21 protein-coding genes are annotated in these 15,007 nt (G+C 62.3%); 14 read left to right on the top strand and 7 right to left on the bottom strand.

The features are described from left to right. Positions 1-65: 65 nt before the first annotated feature. The 3 genes from KBY70_RS13305 to KBY70_RS13295 form a co-directional block, all read right to left on the bottom strand. Positions 66-491: a transglutaminase N-terminal domain-containing protein gene (locus KBY70_RS13305; protein ID WP_254988827.1), complete on the bottom strand. Its 426-nt coding sequence runs from the start codon at positions 489-491 to the stop codon at positions 66-68. Positions 492-600: 109 nt separating this feature from the next. Further along, positions 601-807, bottom strand: a complete 207-nt coding sequence (locus KBY70_RS13300) for a hypothetical protein (RefSeq protein ID WP_233128582.1) — start codon at positions 805-807, stop codon at positions 601-603. A gap of 493 nt (positions 808-1,300) precedes the next feature. After that, positions 1,301-1,489 (bottom strand): hypothetical protein, encoded by a 189-nt coding sequence (locus KBY70_RS13295; RefSeq protein ID WP_094560347.1) that lies wholly within the window; start codon positions 1,487-1,489, stop codon positions 1,301-1,303. Positions 1,490-1,655: 166 nt separating this feature from the next. Between KBY70_RS13295 and KBY70_RS13290 the strand changes: the two genes are divergently transcribed. Then, complete coding sequence (locus KBY70_RS13290; RefSeq protein ID WP_094560349.1) at positions 1,656-1,835, top strand: hypothetical protein; 180 nt, start codon at positions 1,656-1,658, stop codon at positions 1,833-1,835. Between the two features lie 410 nt (positions 1,836-2,245). Here KBY70_RS13290 and KBY70_RS13285 read toward each other — a convergent pair whose 3' ends face one another. From KBY70_RS13285 to KBY70_RS13275, 3 genes are all read right to left on the bottom strand, one after another. After that, positions 2,246-2,503, bottom strand: a complete 258-nt coding sequence (locus tag KBY70_RS13285; RefSeq protein WP_094560351.1) for a hypothetical protein — start codon at positions 2,501-2,503, stop codon at positions 2,246-2,248. Between the two features lie 177 nt (positions 2,504-2,680). After that, a complete protein-coding gene (locus KBY70_RS13280) occupies positions 2,681-2,824 on the bottom strand; it encodes a high light inducible protein (protein ID WP_094560353.1) in 144 nt (47 codons plus the stop codon). Between the two features lie 53 nt (positions 2,825-2,877). Then, the gene (locus KBY70_RS13275; protein ID WP_254988826.1) at positions 2,878-3,147 is read right to left on the bottom strand and encodes an RNA recognition motif domain-containing protein; all 270 of its coding nucleotides are present in this window, start codon (positions 3,145-3,147) and stop codon (positions 2,878-2,880) included. A gap of 561 nt (positions 3,148-3,708) precedes the next feature. Here KBY70_RS13275 and KBY70_RS13270 point away from each other — a divergent pair. The 3 genes from KBY70_RS13270 (at position 3,709) to KBY70_RS13260 (ending at position 4,747) form a co-directional block, all read left to right on the top strand. Beyond that, positions 3,709-4,095: a helix-turn-helix domain-containing protein gene (locus tag KBY70_RS13270; RefSeq protein ID WP_254988825.1), complete on the top strand. Its 387-nt coding sequence runs from the start codon at positions 3,709-3,711 to the stop codon at positions 4,093-4,095. 82 nt (positions 4,096-4,177) lie between these two features. Beyond that, entirely contained in the window at positions 4,178-4,420 is a 243-nt protein-coding gene (locus tag KBY70_RS13265) for a hypothetical protein (RefSeq protein WP_094560359.1), read from the top strand. 72 nt (positions 4,421-4,492) lie between these two features. Then, positions 4,493-4,747 carry a hypothetical protein gene (locus tag KBY70_RS13260; RefSeq protein WP_254988824.1) on the top strand — a complete coding sequence of 85 codons (255 nt, stop codon included), beginning with the start codon at positions 4,493-4,495 and terminating at the stop codon, positions 4,745-4,747. 353 nt (positions 4,748-5,100) lie between these two features. Here the strand turns inward: KBY70_RS13260 and KBY70_RS13255 are convergent, their stop codons facing one another. Next, complete coding sequence (locus KBY70_RS13255; RefSeq protein WP_254988823.1) at positions 5,101-5,697, bottom strand: MerR family transcriptional regulator; 597 nt, start codon at positions 5,695-5,697, stop codon at positions 5,101-5,103. Between KBY70_RS13255 and KBY70_RS13250 the strand changes: the two genes are divergently transcribed. From KBY70_RS13250 to brxC, 10 genes are all read left to right on the top strand, one after another. Beyond that, the gene (locus KBY70_RS13250; protein WP_254988822.1) at positions 5,671-6,294 is read left to right on the top strand and encodes a DUF305 domain-containing protein; all 624 of its coding nucleotides are present in this window, start codon (positions 5,671-5,673) and stop codon (positions 6,292-6,294) included. The two genes, KBY70_RS13255 and KBY70_RS13250, sit on opposite strands and share 27 nt — an antisense overlap. 19 nt (positions 6,295-6,313) lie before the next feature. After that, the gene (locus tag KBY70_RS13245; RefSeq protein WP_254988821.1) at positions 6,314-6,532 is read left to right on the top strand and encodes a DUF3721 domain-containing protein; all 219 of its coding nucleotides are present in this window, start codon (positions 6,314-6,316) and stop codon (positions 6,530-6,532) included. A 19-nt stretch (positions 6,533-6,551) separates the two neighbouring features. Beyond that, entirely contained in the window at positions 6,552-6,839 is a 288-nt protein-coding gene (locus KBY70_RS13240; RefSeq protein WP_254988820.1) for a hypothetical protein, read from the top strand. 149 nt (positions 6,840-6,988) lie between these two features. Further along, entirely contained in the window at positions 6,989-7,357 is a 369-nt protein-coding gene (locus KBY70_RS13235; RefSeq protein ID WP_254988819.1) for an AbrB family transcriptional regulator, read from the top strand. Positions 7,358-7,628: 271 nt separating this feature from the next. Further along, positions 7,629-8,561 carry an ArdC family protein gene (locus tag KBY70_RS13230; RefSeq protein WP_254988818.1) on the top strand — a complete coding sequence of 311 codons (933 nt, stop codon included), beginning with the start codon at positions 7,629-7,631 and terminating at the stop codon, positions 8,559-8,561. A 173-nt stretch (positions 8,562-8,734) separates the two neighbouring features. Then, positions 8,735-8,938 carry a hypothetical protein gene (locus KBY70_RS13225; protein WP_254988817.1) on the top strand — a complete coding sequence of 68 codons (204 nt, stop codon included), beginning with the start codon at positions 8,735-8,737 and terminating at the stop codon, positions 8,936-8,938. Positions 8,939-9,287: 349 nt separating this feature from the next. After that, positions 9,288-9,848, top strand: coding sequence for a BrxE family protein (locus KBY70_RS13220; RefSeq protein WP_254988816.1), 561 nt, complete (start codon positions 9,288-9,290; stop codon positions 9,846-9,848). Then, positions 9,848-10,840, top strand: a complete 993-nt coding sequence (locus KBY70_RS13215) for a BrxA family protein (protein ID WP_254988815.1) — start codon at positions 9,848-9,850, stop codon at positions 10,838-10,840. Before KBY70_RS13220 ends, KBY70_RS13215 begins: the two co-directional genes overlap by 1 nt. Before the next feature lie 29 nt (positions 10,841-10,869). Further along, entirely contained in the window at positions 10,870-11,463 is a 594-nt protein-coding gene (locus tag KBY70_RS13210; RefSeq protein WP_254988814.1) for a BREX protein BrxB domain-containing protein, read from the top strand. A 2-nt stretch (positions 11,464-11,465) separates the two neighbouring features. Continuing rightward, positions 11,466-15,002, top strand: a complete 3,537-nt coding sequence (gene brxC / locus KBY70_RS13205; protein ID WP_254988813.1) for a BREX system P-loop protein BrxC — start codon at positions 11,466-11,468, stop codon at positions 15,000-15,002. Positions 15,003-15,007: the final 5 nt, after the last annotated feature.

Genomic DNA, 15,007 nt, shown 5'->3' with positions numbered 1-15,007 from the left:
CGGTGCGGCGGGCTCATCCGCCTTCTCACGTCAGCCTTGACGGCCTCGCTGTAACGACGCATTGGTCATGTCCTCAAGCCCCCGGGTGTACTGACGAGAGGGGTGACATCTTTCCTGAAACCGGGGGTCCCGGCCAGGCAGGCAAGCAGGGATCGAGCCTCGGCAGACGGATAGGCAGCCGGCAGAACCAACGCCGGTGGATGGGTCACGATCCAATCGAAGGGGTTGGCGCGTGTGGTGCGCACCACCATCTCCACTTCGATGCTGAGCTCGTGCTGCAACGGGTCAAACCAAAGCACAAGGGCTTCGCCACCATCTGCCTCCAGCACGCGGCTGCTGCCGCTTGGTTGGGGCTGCACCCTCAGCTCGTGATGCAGGAGCTGCTGGGCTGGGTCGCTGCGGGGAGCGAGGCGAAGTGTGGTGGGCTCAAGAAATACGGGTTGCGCGTAGACATAGCGCAGAGCATGACGAATGTGAAAAAGCATGGCCATCAGAGCCTACGTCGATCTAGCTGTGCAGCTCACACTCTGACCCAGATGTCCATTAAATGGATCTATGAATTGTCGTTGTGAGGGCTCAGAATGCTTGGCTTGAACACTTTTATTTGAGATCCCAAACCCGCTGCCAGCCGTAGGAGCCGAGATAGCCTGAAAATGATTGGGCTTCGGCAATTGAGGCGAGAGAGACGCTTTCAACTGCCTTGCGCTCTCCGTTTTGCTGAGGCACTTCGTGAATTGCCTTGTACTCACGATTTGCGAATTGGTAAATAATCCACTCGCCCCTGTAGGGCGTAGAGGTGTGTTTCAAGGTTGCAATCTTGGGAGGTAGATAAACTGGATTCATTTATAGGGTTGCGAAGGTTTGTTTGGGAATGCTCTGTATTCATTAGATCTTGGAGGCAAAGCCATTGGAAATGGACTCGAACAAGAAAGTATCTTTTCCGTTGGCTAAGCAGAGGAGTGTCTGGCGAATGCCTGAGGCTGAAAATTAAATTACAGGCAATCTTGTGACGAGTGCCTGGTGTCTGTCTGTATCCAAAGGCACTAGCTTTGACTCTCATAATGATGCACCGCTGCTTGGCAATGGTAGAGCAGCGCCAACCTGCAAAGAACAAGGAATTAGTCGTGTTTTGAATGCATCGGATTGGATGCCGTTTTGAGACAAGTGCCAACGATCAGGATGTCATAAAGAAGGTCAAGAAAAAGCTTGAGAAGCCCCTCGTAAATCCTTAGAAATGAACAATTCTTTGTGCCGAATGCCTAGGGTTGAATTAGCATCGCTACTGTCCGCGAGCAACTGATCACTCCTTGGGCGCCTTGGGTGTCGGGGGAAGCCGCTGCTCCACCTGTAGAAAAACCAGCCAGGCCACCCCTGCTGTGATGCCGCCTGTCCAGTCGTTGCGTAGCAGCTCCACGATCGACACTGTGCTGGCACCGATGCGCAGGCCGCGCAGCAGAAAGCGGCCGAGCTTCTCCATACGGGGGCCCATGGGCTCGTAAGGCAAAACCAGATTGGCGCAACTCGCCGTGAAAGCCAGGTTATTGATGTCATGACAACTGGTTTTTGTGTGTCTCACCATCTACGGGGCCATGTGGAATGGCGCCTAGCAGCAGAGCCAGGCCTAGCCTGAAGCAGAGCTCCACGCTAGGTTTCGCTTGAACAAGATCACCGGACCATTGCGCAGGGCCTTGGTCTATGGCGCGATCAGCTATGGCGGCCTTGTGTTGATCAACAACGCAGAGCTCGACCTGCCGAATATGTGGATCGCCTATCTGCCGATGTTTATCGGGGTCTATGTGCTGACCCAGTGGTTGGATCGCAAGATCGGGGGCTGACAGGCCGCTGACAGGCTGTTGACAGGCCCTGCGTCAACCCCAGATCCCGGCTCAACTGTGCTAGTACAGGTGTACGCATCAGAGGTGTTCATGGGCGTTACCCTTCCCCGGCCGGCGGCTCTGGCGGCCAGATTCGAAACCCCAGTCGAGGAGTGGCCTTACCTCGAAGCCGATACGCTTCTCAGGGCTCGCAGCCGCAAGGTCTGCATCCCGGTGCTCACCTGCCAGCTGCACCAGGGCCTGATTGCCCATGGCGAGCACCTCACGAGCCGATGCCAGGGCTGGACTTCAAGGCACTCCGCTACGACCGCTGGAGCCAGAGCCTGGAGCTGACCCTGGCTGGCGGGCGTGTCCGCCGCAGTGGACGCCGCCACCATCGCCTGCTCTCACTCGCGTCATCACCTGAACTCCTAGACGGAGACCAGGGTGCCCCGACGCCGGCCGAGGGGCTCGATCCAGTCGTTGGCGATTTGCTTGTGCTGGAGCAGCCGCGATGGGATCCGGCAGCCGGGATTGACCACCCCAGCATCAAGGAGGCGGCCCAGGCGCAAGGCGGTGGCTTCCTCGGCGCGTGAAAAGCGGCCCTGGCTGCGGGCTACCCAAGCGATCTCGTTGTCTGTGATCACCCCTGTGGTGATCGCCTCAAGGAAAACTTCGCCAAGGGTCACTTGCTTTGTAACGACTCCTTCATATGTTGTCGCGAGGGCAGGCAAGGCGTGGCGCCATCAGGGGTTTTTCGGGTTCGCTTACCCGAACTTCACGCCTCAACAAAAAACCCCCTGGACTGAGTCCAAGGGGGAAGGGCCAGGTCGCTGGGCCGGCTGAGCACCACCACCAGGTATGGATCAGCCCAGGCCGAGTTGGCCAAGGATGCTCTGGCCGGTGAGCAGCTCAGTGCCCAGACCGATCACGAAGCCGAGCATGGCCATGCGGCCGTTCCAGGTTTCGGCGAATGCGACGAAACCAAAGCGGGGAGAAGAATCAGCCATAAGAGTTAAAGGTGGTTGTTGTAGTTGTGATGTGATGTGCTGGAGTCAGCTCATCAGCGGGCGCCGCCCGCTGATGCGGTCGGGCGGGGTTCTGCCTTGTTGACGCGGATCATCCGGCCCATCCACTCCACGTCCTGGAGGGCTGTGATTGCCTTGGTCTCGTCGTTGGCGTCTGCCATGTCGATGAAGGCGAAGCCACGCTTGCGGCCGGAGTCGCGATCAAGCGGCAGGCTGCACTTGCGCACCGAGCCGTATTCGGCAAACAGGAGCTCGAGGTCCCCTACTTCGGCATCGAAGGAGAGGTTGCCTACGTAAATGGTCATAAATGGAATCGAACTTATGAATTGGATTCGATGAAAGCCCTGAAGAAAGTCGCTGGCCGAGTAGAGATCAGCAGGGGCCTAAAGCCCGTGGAACCCGCCGCCTGGAAAAGAAATCTGCAGAAGAGTGGTCGTTGAATCATCTCCTCGCTACACCACGACAGTGGACGCCTGCAGAATCGTCCACTGCCTGATTTGGGGCTTGCGTCGGACGGGCGAACGCATATCAAAAAAGCGCCGCCAGGGCGACGCTTGGAACTCCCTTCATCGCCCGGCAGGAGCGACTGATTTCAGTTGCACGATCAGGGGAAAGTGAGGCAAGGCATCTTCTGAATCAATACAGATTTACACCCTGTGTGTTGATTTAATTCGACAGATTCCAGAGGGTCACTGCACCTTGCAATGTGTTTTCTTTGCCTGCTGACCCAACGCCCGCCTGGCTATTGACTGGCAGCATGAATTCATAACGGTCATGAGATTGCGGTATTGCCTGTTCTGTCCTTCGTGAGTAAAGGCGTTGCTCAACTGGCTTCTGAAGCAGTTTCAGAAGCCTGCGGCTGCCCGATGCAAACCGTCGCCAAGGCACGGCAGTATTTCGGTCTTCATCTGCAAGAGTCGATCGAGATGACGGCTGTTCCCCAGGCTCTTGGCATCAGCCAAGACTGCCTAAATGTCAGCTTTGAGCAGGTCCGGGGGATGACACCAGCCCAGGCCCTGCTGGAGCAGCGCCTCAACGGGTTGTTTGCTGCCCTCACCGATCAGCCGCGCCAAGGCCTGAGGCGCGCCATCCAAGCCTGCGGTCTGGATGGCACCGCCGGTGTTGTGGCGCTGTTTGAGCAAACCTTTGGCATCGACATGCCGCTGTTCTTGCTCACCTGCCGGCGGGCAGCAGATGACCGGTTGTTCCGGCTGGATCACCCGGAGCCCGAGGCTCTGGTGCTGCCCACCTGAGGCGCTTGGGTGGTCATGGCCTGGGTGTCGACTCGCGCCGCGCACGACCTGCCGCCAGCATGGGCTCACCCGTGATCTTGTCGTGCTTCTGAACCCCTTCTTGCCATTCAGCACGGCCAAGGTGTTGGCCCTCAAGGCCACCCTGCTCCTGCTGCTCACCCTGCTGATCAAGGCCAGGGTTCAGATCGTCACCGGTTCGGCCATTGGAATCTTCCTGTTGCTGCTGCAGACGCTGGTGTTTTTCGCCATCAGCGGTGGCTTGGTTCTGGCGGCAGGCGGGGCAGCTCTTTACGCCACACAGCAGCGCCGGACGGCGGTGGCCTGATCGGCAGCCAGGGGATCGCTTTGTTTCATCGCCAGGATCACAAGGCATCCTTGGAGAACGTGAGGACAAACCATGAGTGATCACAGCCAACAGCTCACAGCCCGAGAGATGGTGCGGGCGCACGCCTACCTGGTTCTGGCTGCCATCAGCAGCCTCAGCCTGCTGACCCTTGCCTTGTTGCAGATTCCTGGGGCCGTCAAAGACCATCGTTACAACCTCTGCATCGATGAGCAGATCAAGCTCAGACATTCCAGCAACCTCACCGGCCAGGACGGCCTCGGCAAACTGATCTATCTCAAGGCGGTGCAGCACTGTGAAGGCCTCTGATCTTCCGCTGATCGATGATCTGCAGCGGTTCAGTGCTGATGCCGTTGATCGCACTACGCGACTGGATCCAGCCCGCTCCCGGCACCAAGGAAGCACCATCACGGTGATATCCGCATGGGGGACGCGAGCTGCTTCTGCGTGATGCTGCCAGGTGCGGATTGAAGCCTTTCGGCAGGTGATCAGCTGCGGGATCAGCCCGCTTGGCGCTCAAGCCGCGAGAACGTCCTGATAGTGCATCCAAAGAACGTGGATTGCCATGGGCAAGAATCAGGGACAGCGCTGCTGCTGGATTCCGCTCCTCGCTGCTGGACTGCTGATCGGATCAAGCGGGGTATCGCCAGTGGTACGGCGCTTCAGGCCGCTGAGGGTTTGCGGCCGCCGCAGTCTTCCCAGCTGCTGAGCAGGCCATTGAGCTCTTGGCGCAGATTGTGCAGGGCATCGATCTTCTGTTCGATCTCGCCCGCTTTGCTGCGGATTGTCGCTTTCAGCGATTCACACGTGCAGATCCTCGAACGGCGCGATTCCAGAATTTGCGTCACGTTCTGGAGGGGGATGTCCATGGCTTTGAGGGTGCGGATCAGGGCCAGCTCCGCGAACACCTCGTCGCCAAACAACCGGTAGCCGCCCTCACTGCGGCTGCTGGGCTGGATCAGGTCTTGATCGCAGTAGAAGCGGATCGTCTTGATGGTGAGGCCGGAGCGCTGAGCCACCTCGCCGATCTTCAGGGGTGCAGCAACCACCACTTGACTCTCCTCTAGGGGGAGACTACATCGTAGAGTCATCGCTTGCCCTTTTCCATGCGTTCGCTCGCCGTCTCCCTGCTGCTCTCTGGGGTCTGGGCTGCTCCGGTTCTGGCCCAGGGCGATCCCCACCACCACCACCATCAGCATCACCAGCACCATCAACACCACAACGCAGTCCCCATGACCCCGGCCGCTGGTCAGGGCCATCACGGGCAGGGCAGCCATGACAGCCACAGTCATGACAGCCACAGTCATGACGTTGGCCCGGCCGGCGCCACCTACGACCTGCGCTGGCTCGACGCCATGGTGCAGCACCACACCGGTGCTCTACGGATGAGCGAGTTCGTGTTCAACATCGGTTCTCCCGGTGTGGGTGCCCTCGCCAACGGCATCTGGCGCGAGCAAGCCCGCGAGATCAAGGCCATGGGGCAATGGCGCAAGGCCTGGTATCCGGAGGCTCCTGTGTATCCCGTGGCGCTCAAGCCCGGCGGGGATGCCAACAGCATGGCCGGCCTGGAGCGCATGAGCGCCGCCCAGATCCAGGCGATGCAGATGATGGGCTCCACCCCCACCAAGGACAACCGCGTGGTCTGGTTTCTGGAAGGGATGATCGCCCACCATGGCGGTGCCCTGGAGATGGCACACGATGCACTCAAGAAGAGCAGCAATCCCACTGTGCGCAGGTTGTCACGGGAGATGATCGTGGCCCAGCGCAACGAAATCATTGAGCTGCGGCGCATGCTGCGGCTTGAGGGATTGAGCAAGCCGGAGTACAGCCAATATGACGCATTGTTCAACTTCTGATCCAGCACCAAAAACCCCAATGAACAAGTTCATCAAGGCCCTCATCTCTGGTTTGGTCCTGGCCGTGGTGGCTGCGCCTGTCGGCGGTCATGCCCACCCCAAGGGCCTCTACGACAGCCAGGAGCAGGCCGAGCAACGGGCCAAGGAGCTGGGTTGTGAGGGCACCCATCGCAACAATGACAAGTGGATGCCCTGCAGCAATGAGGCTGCCTTACACCAGCACCTGCGTCATCACTGATTCATCCGCCGTACTTGCCATGGTCTTGCTGACGAAATCCCGCTGGCGCCAGCTGCATCGTTGGGTCGTGCCGATTGCGGCGGTACCGCTGTTGGTCACCGCGGCCACCGGCTCGCTCTACAGCTTGTTGCTGGAGCAGGGCATCGATGCCTTCTGGCTGCTCAAGATCCATTCCCGTCGCTTTGGCCCGCTGAACCTGCAGCCCTACTACTCCGTGCTGCTCGGCCTATCCACCCTGGTGGTGATCATCTCCGGGGCTGGCTTGCTCCTTTCCCGACGCAGGCCCAAGGGGCACGCATCCAACTAGTTCGGCAGTGCGGGTCTGTGCCTGAGCACAACACGGATCATCCCGAGGGCCGTCGACTGAAGAACGGCTGTAAATCCATCGGGGTGTCGCTCTAGCTGCAGACAACGAGCTATAACTTGTTATGTTATTGATACCACTGTTGTAGAGCGATGCTTACTGGTCCGGATCTGCTCGCCAAGGTTAAGGAGCTCGGCGATGTCTCCAAGTCAGACCTGGCGCGGGAATGTGGTTATGTGACCACCAAAAAAGATGGTGGCGAACGGATCAACTTCACCGCCTTCTACGAAGCCCTGCTCGTTGCCAAAGGTGTCAGCCTTGGCACTGATGGTGGCCGTGGGCCGGGTAAGGGTGGCCGCAAGTTGGCCTACTCCACCAAGGTGCAGTTCAACGGCAATCTGATGGTGGGCAAGGCCTACACCGCCATGCTGGATCTGAAGCCTGGCGATGAGTTCGAGATCAAGCTCGGCCGCAAGCAGATCAAGCTGATCCCCATGGGTGGCTCCGACGAAGAGGAGTGATCCTCAGCTTCTTCGGGCGTTTGAGAGCGGAAACACGACGCGCAGGATTCCTCAGCGTGCGTGGCCGCGCAAGGGCTTCGCAAGCCGGCCCACCGCAAGCGATGAGACGCCCAGGGCACTGGTTGTTGTGAGTGCTGCGGCCGGCCCTTGACGCTGGCCGCGCTGGCGCTTGCGGTCCTGCGCTTGCCCCTTCGTGGCTGTTGCTTCCCCATCCCGCTCCATCCGATCCCAAGGTTCGGCCGCAGCCAAGGCTTCCCCAGAAGAGAAGCTGGTGGCCTCCCTGATTGCCCTGCTGGAAGCGGGCACCACTCCTTGGCGGCGGGAGTGGGATGCCGCAGCCGGCGGGCATCACGTGAATCTGCTGTCGGGCCGGCGCTACCGCGGGGCCAATCCGGTGCTGCTCACCCTGGGGCTGCATCTGCGGGGATCAGCCCTGCCCTACTGGTGCGGCTTTGCCGAGGCCAAGGCGTTGGGGATCTTTCCCCGCAAGGGCAGCAAGGCGGTGTACGTGCTCCGGCCCCAGCTGCATGAGCAGGGCGAAGGTCAGCTGTTGGAAGCGGCCTCCGGGGAGGGCTCTGGCCCTGCCGATGCTGGAGAAGCCACAGCCGGCGGGGGTGTCGCCACTGCCGGGCGCAGTTGGGTGAGCTACCGGCCGGTGGCGCTCTTCAATGCCGGGGATCTGGAGGGCGAGGCTCTGGAAGAGCTGATCCAGAAGCGCTACCAAGTCGAGGGAGCCGTGCTGCACCCGGAGCCGGAGCGGCTGGCAGCGGCAGAAGCGGTGCTGAGCAGCTGGCCCGTGGAAGTGTGTTTCGGTGGGGATCGGGCCTGCTATCTGCCGGGGCCTGATCGCATCCAGCTACCGGAGCGTGCCGCCTTCCATTCAGCTGGGGCCCTGTATTCCACCTGGGCCCATGAAGCCATTCACTCCACCGGCCACAGCTCCCGCCTAGCCAGGGATCTCTCTGGTGGCATCGGAGAAGCCGGTGATGGCGGCCGTGCCTATGCCCGCGAAGAGTTAGTAGCCGAGCTGGGGGCCGTGCTGCTCGGCGATCGCCTGGAAATCGGCAGTGCCATGGCCAATCACGCCGCCTATCTGGGCCACTGGGTGGAGCTGCTCAAGGAATCGCCGCGGGTGCTGCTGCAGGTGCTCGGCGATGCCCGCCGGGCTGCGGATCTGATCTGCCCGGAACAGGCGGAGGCTTGATCCCCTTGGGGGGGGGTGCCGCGCAGGCCTCTTCATGGTGCGGGGCGGCGTCAAGGATCGGAGCCATGCCCGCGGGCTTGTTGACGGTGGTGCCGCATGGCGCGGCACATCAAGGGAGTCGCGGTCCTTGACCCCGCCCCACGCTGGAGGTGGCGTCCTGCGCTGCGCCCACCATGGCCCTCGCTCACGTCCACACCGCCCGCCGGCTTCATTTCTCTGCCAGCAGCGATGGCTTACTCCTTTTCCTCAGCGAGGAGTGCTGGGGCCGAGGTTTGCTCAGGCTTGCTGAGCTGCTCGATGAGCTGCTGATCGAGCGCCAGGCGGAGCAGCCAGAGCAGCCGGGTGATCCCGAGCTGGAGGCTCTGCTGCCCTTCTAAGGGCTCGGGGCCTCCGGGCCTTTAGAAGGGCAGGCTTCGGCCGGGACCAAAGTTAGCGGCCCTGGCCTGCCTGATCTGTGTGGTCATGTGGCCGCAGGCCCGCGAAGTGATAGCGGCTGATGTCTGATGAGGACTCAGGGCTGGGGATCGGGGCGGAGTACGAGGAGGCGCTCAGATTGCAGAGGGGAGAAGATAACGAGCCCTAAATCTATGCACCAGGCGCATAGTTCTGAGCCTGCGCCTCCTCGCAAGCAGATGCCAGTCGCTGCAGGGTTTCGCCATGAATTGACCGGCCTGGCCAACGAGGCATCATCCTTGGTGTCAATTAGCCGCACCCTGCCCCACCCGGATGGACTTCCGCCAGCTCTTCAAGCTCCGCCTGGTGGTGGCGGCCATGGGCGAGACCCAGCGGCTGGGCTGGTGGAACAGTGGCGTGCTCACCGGTACGGGGGAGTTCCTGTTCCAGCAGGGCTTTCCCCGCTCGGCGCCCTTTGCCCAGACCCGGGCCGGGTTCCGCGTGGCCCAGCTGGCCTGCGATGAGGCCCTGGCAATCCAGCCCACCCCAGGCGGACCGATCACCTGCCACCTGTTCCGGCTGACGCCCCAGCTGGAGGACGCCTTCGAGAACGAGCGCAACCGCTGGCTGGATGAACCCCAGGAGTGGGCGGACTGCTTCCAGGCGGCCTGGGGCCTGAGCGCGGAGCAGTGGCCCCAGGCGCTTGTGGAGCTAGCCGAGCTTGATCCCGATGCGATCGAGTGGGCCCGCCAGCAGACCCCCCAGACCGCCAAGGCCTTGCGGCTGGACGATCCCTTCGAGATCAATCAGGGGCACATCGAGCGGCTGGCAGCCGGCTTTCTCTGCGGCCAGCCAGGGCAGCTGGTGGTCCCGTACCTGCAGGTGGCGGGCTGATGGCAACGGCAACCAAGGCCAAGCGCAAGCCGGCTCCTGCCTCGGCGTCTGCTCCAGCAGCAGAGAAGAAGGCTGCGGCCAAGTCAGCGACCCCCAAGCCTGGACGCAAGGCCAGCGCCAAAACAACGGCCAAGGCGAAGGCCGAATCCCAGCCCAAGCCGGCGGCACCGAAGGCAAAGACCACGCCCAGGGCACCCAAGGCCAAGGCCCAAACAAAAGCCCCCGCTATCACCCCCTATTGCAGCTTTGGGCTGATCAAGGGGGCCTTGGTCAGCGAGACCCTGCAGGTCTTCCAGGGCTGGGATCTGGAGGCCAGCAAAAGGACCAACCTCGATCGGGTGCGCTCCAGCAACAGCATCGGTGCCCCCACCCAGGCCTGGCTCAAGCAGGTGTGCACTACCTTCAGCCGCAGGTTCGAGCCGTCCGGGCGCGACCGCTCGCTGGCCCTGGCTGCTCGTACCGCCACAGGACGCCAGCACTGGCGCCCCCTACTGCTGTGGCACATGGGCAACAGCGAGGGCCTGCTGGGCGATGGCCTGGCCTGGACTTGGGAGATGTTCTCCGCCGGTGGCGATCTCCTCCAAACCGATCAAGCACTCGCCTGGCTGGACGGCACCGCCAGCCAGGGCCATCCAGAAGTGGAGGAATGGGGAGAGAGCACCCGCAAGCGCGTCGCCGGGGGCCTGCTGAAGGCCGGCGTGGATTTCGGCCTGCTGCAGGGCCGCGTGAAGCGCCGCTTCACGGCCTACTACCTGGCTGATGAACCCCTGCTCTATGTCCTGCTGCAGGCCCTGGCCAGCAACCGCACTACTGCGGCCGCCCTGGCTGATCCGCGCTGGCTGTGGTTCCGGCTGCCGGAGGCGGAGCTAGAGCACCGCTTGCTGCTGCTGCACCAGGCGAAGGTGATCAGCTACTACCGCGCCGGCTCAGTGGTGGATCTCAAGCTGCCGGCCAGCAGCGCCGAAGCCCTGGTGCAGGAGGTGTGGTCATGAGCCAGACGCCGGGAGCTCGCGGTGCAGGCATGAAGGAGTGGCAGCGCTGCCTGCAGCAGCAACTTGAGCCCGTACTCACTGCTGCTGACTCCGGAGCGGGTCTGAGCACCTACACCGACATGCCCTTCGGGATCTTTCTGTATCCACCGGCGGACGAATGGGAGCTCAGAGCTGAGCTGCGCGATCTCACGATCCGGCTGGAGAACGCGGGCAAGACAGTGCAGCGGCTTTCGCTGGCGGCGCTGCTGGAGCAGGCGATCAAGGCCGCCGGCCTGTCGCTGGAGGAGATCGCTGAGGCGGAAGCCTCGCTGGGGCCAGAGCTGGTGCGCGACACCCTGCGGGATGTGCTCAGCGGCAAGGCCGCCGGTGCGGTGCCCTTGGATGAGCTAGTGGCGCAGGCGGTTGATACCTCCAAGCCGACCAGCAGCCACCTCGTCTTTCTGGAGCGGGTGGGGTCGCTCTTTGACCTGCACCGCCCGTCGGCCCTGCTGGAGAACCTGCGCAACCGGGTGCTGCATCCGGTGGTGCTCTTCTACCCCGGCCAGCGGGATGGTCCAGCAGGGCTGCGCTTTATGGATGAAGCAGATGCCGACCACAACTACCGCCCCAAGCTGTTCGCCTGACCATGACTTCCCAAACCATTCGCGAACTCTTCTCCGGCCAGATCGATCGCAAGATCGAAGAAGTGATCAAGGTCGATCAAGACGATGTGGCGATCGTGCGCCAGGAGATCGATGAATACATCCTCACCGAATCGATTGAAACCAGCATGCTCAAGGTGCTGGAGGGTTACCGCCAGTCGGTGAATCAACCCAGCGAAGCGATTGCGATCTGGGTGGCGGGCTTCTTCGGGGCAGGTAAGTCGAGCTTCGCCAAATATGTGGGCCTGGCGATCAGCAACCGGGACCTGGGCGGTGTCAGCGCAGGCGAGCTGCTGGCGCAGCGGGCTAACAATCAGGCGATCAAGGCCCTGCTGGGGGCGATCAAGGAGCAGATCCCCACCGAGGCGATCATCTTTGATGTCTCGGCGGATCGCAACGTCAACGCCAGCGAAGATCTCACCAAGATCTTCTATCGCAAGCTGCTCGATCACCTCGGCTACTCCAGCAGCCTGGAGGTGGCTGAACTAGAAATCGAGCTGGAAGAGCAGGGCCAGCTGCAGACCTTCCTTGCTGCCTTTGCTGAGCTCTACCCAGGAGAAGACTGGGCGATCGCTAAGACGCGCCTGCTGCAGGCAATGCCTAGGGCCAGTGCCGTGATGCAGGCCATAGAACCGCAGACCTACGCCGAGAAAGACAGCTGGCTTAAGAACGCCCGCGATCAAAATGTGCCGATCACACCTGCCAGCCTGGCGGAGCGCACCATCGAGCTACTCGCTCGCAAGCATCCCGGTAAGCAGCTGATGTTTGTGGTGGATGAGGTGGGCCAGTACGTGGCCCGCGACATCCAGAAGATGCTCGACCTGCAGGCGATCGTGCAGCAGCTCGGCATCAAGGGCCGCGGCAGGGTGTGGGTGATGGTCACCTCCCAGGAGAAGCTCTCCGATGTGGTGGGCTATCTCGACGACAACCGCACCGAGCTGGCGCGTCTGCAGGATCGCTTCCCCTACAAGCCGGTGCTGGAGCCCTCCGACATCGCCGAGGTGACCAGCCGGCGGGTGCTGGGCAAGAGCGCCCAGGGAGAGGTGACCCTCACCGAGCTGTTCCAGCAGCACCAGGGCCGCCTGGCCACTCACACCAAGCTCGACACCAAGATTCGCTTGCCCGAGCTGGGCGCCAAAGGCTTTGCGGCGCTCTACCCCCTGCTGCCGTATCAGATCGAGCTGATCATTCAGGTGGTGTCGGGTCTGCGCCTCTCTGGTGGCGCCAGCAAGCAGTTCGGCGGTGCCAACCGGGCGATCATCAAGCTGGCCCAGGAGCTGCTCACCAATCCCCAGAGCGGGCTGGCTGACAAGCAGGTGGGCGCGCTGGTGACCCTCGATCGGGTGTTTGATCTACAGAGCAACAACATCGATTCGCAGTACCGCGGCAAGATCGTCGATATCGCCAGCAAGGCCGACCATCCGCTGGCGGTGCCGGTAGCCAAGGCGATCTGCCTGCTGCAGTTCGTCGATCAGGTGCCGGCCACTGAGCGCAATGTGGCCGTGGTGCTGCACCCAGCCATCGATGCCGATTCGCTCGAATCCCAGGTGCAGGAGGCCTGCCGGCACCTAAGCGAACGCAACCTGATCCGCAAGGCGGCCGACGGCACCTACAAGATCCCCACCGCGCAAGAGGAAGAGTGGGAGCAGACCCGCAACCAGCAGGCACCCTCGGTGCCAGAGCGCAATGGGCTGCTGGCTGAGGCCCTGAAGCTGATCTGGGAGCCGGTGCCAAGCGCCGCCCTGGGCGCTGGCGTCAAGAGCTTCAAGGCTGCCCTCAACTTCCGCGGCAGCGAGCTGGTGAAGGGTGATGTGCCCGTGAAGGTGGAGCGGGTTGCTAGCAGCGAGGTGCAAGAAGAGCGGGAGGAGCAGCTGCGCCAGACCAGCCAGCAGGAGACCAATACCTTCTTCTGGGCGCTGGGCGCCAGCCAGGAGCTGGATCGGGCCTTGGGCGAGTGGTTCCGCTCCCAGAAGGTGATCGATCTCAAAGGCAAGGGCGCCAGCGATAAGGGGCAGGTGCAGCTGGTCAGCGAGGAGCGCCGCAAGCTTGCTGGCTTCCAGAAGGAGGCCTGCCGCCTGGTGGAGCAAACCCTGATCCACGGCAAGATCCTGCTCAATGGCGGCATCTGTGAGCTTCCAGCCAATCCCGCCAGCGCCGTTGATGCGATGCGCGAGGCGCTCAAGGAGGGGCTGGCCAAGATCTACGCCCGCTTTAGTGAGGCGGAGGTGAGCCCCAGCAGCGAGGAGCTCACCAAGCTGCTCAGCGCCGACAACCTAAAGGGCCTCACCGGCTCAATCGAAAAGCTGCGGCTCTGCAAGGAGGAAGGCGGCCAGTGGGTGATCGACACAAACCGCCCAGCTCTGCAGGCGGTGCTCAACCGCAGCCAGGTGAAGAGTGCCGGCTGGAGTGGCAAGGAGCTGGCCGATCACTTTGGTGCTGCTCCTTACGGCTGGACCCTAGATGCGGTGAGGTTTCTGGTGGCGGCCCTGCAGGTGGCTGGCAAGTTCAAGGCCACCCACAACGCCCAGAGCTTCGTGGGCACCGCCAACCCCCAGGTGCGGCCCCTATTTACAAACAACAGCACCTTCCGCTCCACGCTTTTTGTCGCCCACGCCGGCAAGCTGAAGCCAGAAGATGTGCTGCAAGCCAGCCAGCTGTTCCAGAAGTTTGCGGGCAAAACCGTTGCTGGCGTGTTGCCAGGCCCCTTAGCCCGTGAGATTCGCGTAGTGGCGGTGGGCGTCAATGCCGAGCTCAACAGCGCCAGCCGGGCGCTGGCACCGCTGCAGCTGCCGGGAATTGAGGCGCTGGAGCAGGCCAGCGAGCAGGTGTCCACCTGGCAGGACAACAACGACGAGGAGGTGGTGCTGGCGTTCAAGAGCAGCGCAGAAGCCGTCAAGGAGGCCTGGCAGAAGGCCAAGGGAATCCAGGAGACGCTCGCTAGCCGCAGTGCTGACTTGCAACGTGCTCGAAAAGCGCTGAGCGCTGAGATCTGGGGCCAGCTGCTGCAGGAGGCTGATCTGCCGGCGGAACTACACGCGGAGCAGGCCGCACTGGACGATCGGCTGCAGGCTCCCAGCTTCTACGAGAAGCTGCCTGAGATCGACCAGCTCACCAGGAAGCTGGAGGAGGCCTACGGGCAGCGGCGCCAGGCAGCCCAGCTGGCCCTTGCCGCCCAGGTGCAGCAGCGCGTGCAGCAGCTGGAGCAGACCCCTGGCTTTTCGGCGCTGGAGCCGGAGCGGCAGCAGCAGCTGAAGGCACCGCTGCAGCAGAAGGCCAGCGACGCTGAGGCCCTGGATCTGGTGCGGCTACGCGATCAGCCGGCAATGCTCGAAGGCCTCCTGCGCCAGCAGGAGCAGCTCGCCCAGAAGTGGGCCTTCCCCGAGCAGGAGGTGAGCACGGTGAGTGTGCGCGAGCTGTGCCGCGAACCCTTCGATGCGGCGGGCCTCGACGACGTGCTCAACCGCATCCGCCAGCGCTGCGAAGCAGAGCTAGGCAACGACCGCAAGGTCCTACTGCAATGAGGAGG

Origin of the sequence: Cyanobium sp. ATX 6E8, assembly GCF_024346335.1 — a bacterium.
GTDB lineage: Bacteria > Cyanobacteriota > Cyanobacteriia > PCC-6307 > Cyanobiaceae > Cyanobium_A.
Note: the sequence above shows the minus strand (reverse complement) of the source record. Positions and strands in the feature narration are given on the sequence as shown.

Coding starts and splice junctions, on each gene's coding strand:
- KBY70_RS13305 (WP_254988827.1), bottom strand. CDS start 491: ATGGCCATGCTTTTTCACATTCGTCATGCTCTGCGCTATGTCTACGCG.
- KBY70_RS13280 (WP_094560353.1), bottom strand. CDS start 2,824: ATGGCTGATTCTTCTCCCCGCTTTGGTTTCGTCGCATTCGCCGAAACC.
- KBY70_RS13295 (WP_094560347.1), bottom strand. CDS start 1,489: ATGGGCCCCCGTATGGAGAAGCTCGGCCGCTTTCTGCTGCGCGGCCTG.
- KBY70_RS13275 (WP_254988826.1), bottom strand. CDS start 3,147: ATGACCATTTACGTAGGCAACCTCTCCTTCGATGCCGAAGTAGGGGAC.
- KBY70_RS13255 (WP_254988823.1), bottom strand. CDS start 5,697: ATGGCCCTGACCAGCGGCCGGGGTCATGGGGACTGCGTTGTGGTGTTG.
- KBY70_RS13210 (WP_254988814.1), top strand. CDS start 10,870: ATGAAGGAGTGGCAGCGCTGCCTGCAGCAGCAACTTGAGCCCGTACTC.
- KBY70_RS13215 (WP_254988815.1), top strand. CDS start 9,848: ATGGCAACGGCAACCAAGGCCAAGCGCAAGCCGGCTCCTGCCTCGGCG.
- KBY70_RS13240 (WP_254988820.1), top strand. CDS start 6,552: ATGGTCTTGCTGACGAAATCCCGCTGGCGCCAGCTGCATCGTTGGGTC.
- KBY70_RS13225 (WP_254988817.1), top strand. CDS start 8,735: ATGGCCCTCGCTCACGTCCACACCGCCCGCCGGCTTCATTTCTCTGCC.
- KBY70_RS13260 (WP_254988824.1), top strand. CDS start 4,493: ATGAGTGATCACAGCCAACAGCTCACAGCCCGAGAGATGGTGCGGGCG.
- KBY70_RS13245 (WP_254988821.1), top strand. CDS start 6,314: ATGAACAAGTTCATCAAGGCCCTCATCTCTGGTTTGGTCCTGGCCGTG.
- brxC (WP_254988813.1), top strand. CDS start 11,466: ATGACTTCCCAAACCATTCGCGAACTCTTCTCCGGCCAGATCGATCGC.
- KBY70_RS13270 (WP_254988825.1), top strand. CDS start 3,709: ATGCAAACCGTCGCCAAGGCACGGCAGTATTTCGGTCTTCATCTGCAA.
- KBY70_RS13235 (WP_254988819.1), top strand. CDS start 6,989: ATGCTTACTGGTCCGGATCTGCTCGCCAAGGTTAAGGAGCTCGGCGAT.
- KBY70_RS13250 (WP_254988822.1), top strand. CDS start 5,671: ATGACCCCGGCCGCTGGTCAGGGCCATCACGGGCAGGGCAGCCATGAC.
- KBY70_RS13220 (WP_254988816.1), top strand. CDS start 9,288: ATGGACTTCCGCCAGCTCTTCAAGCTCCGCCTGGTGGTGGCGGCCATG.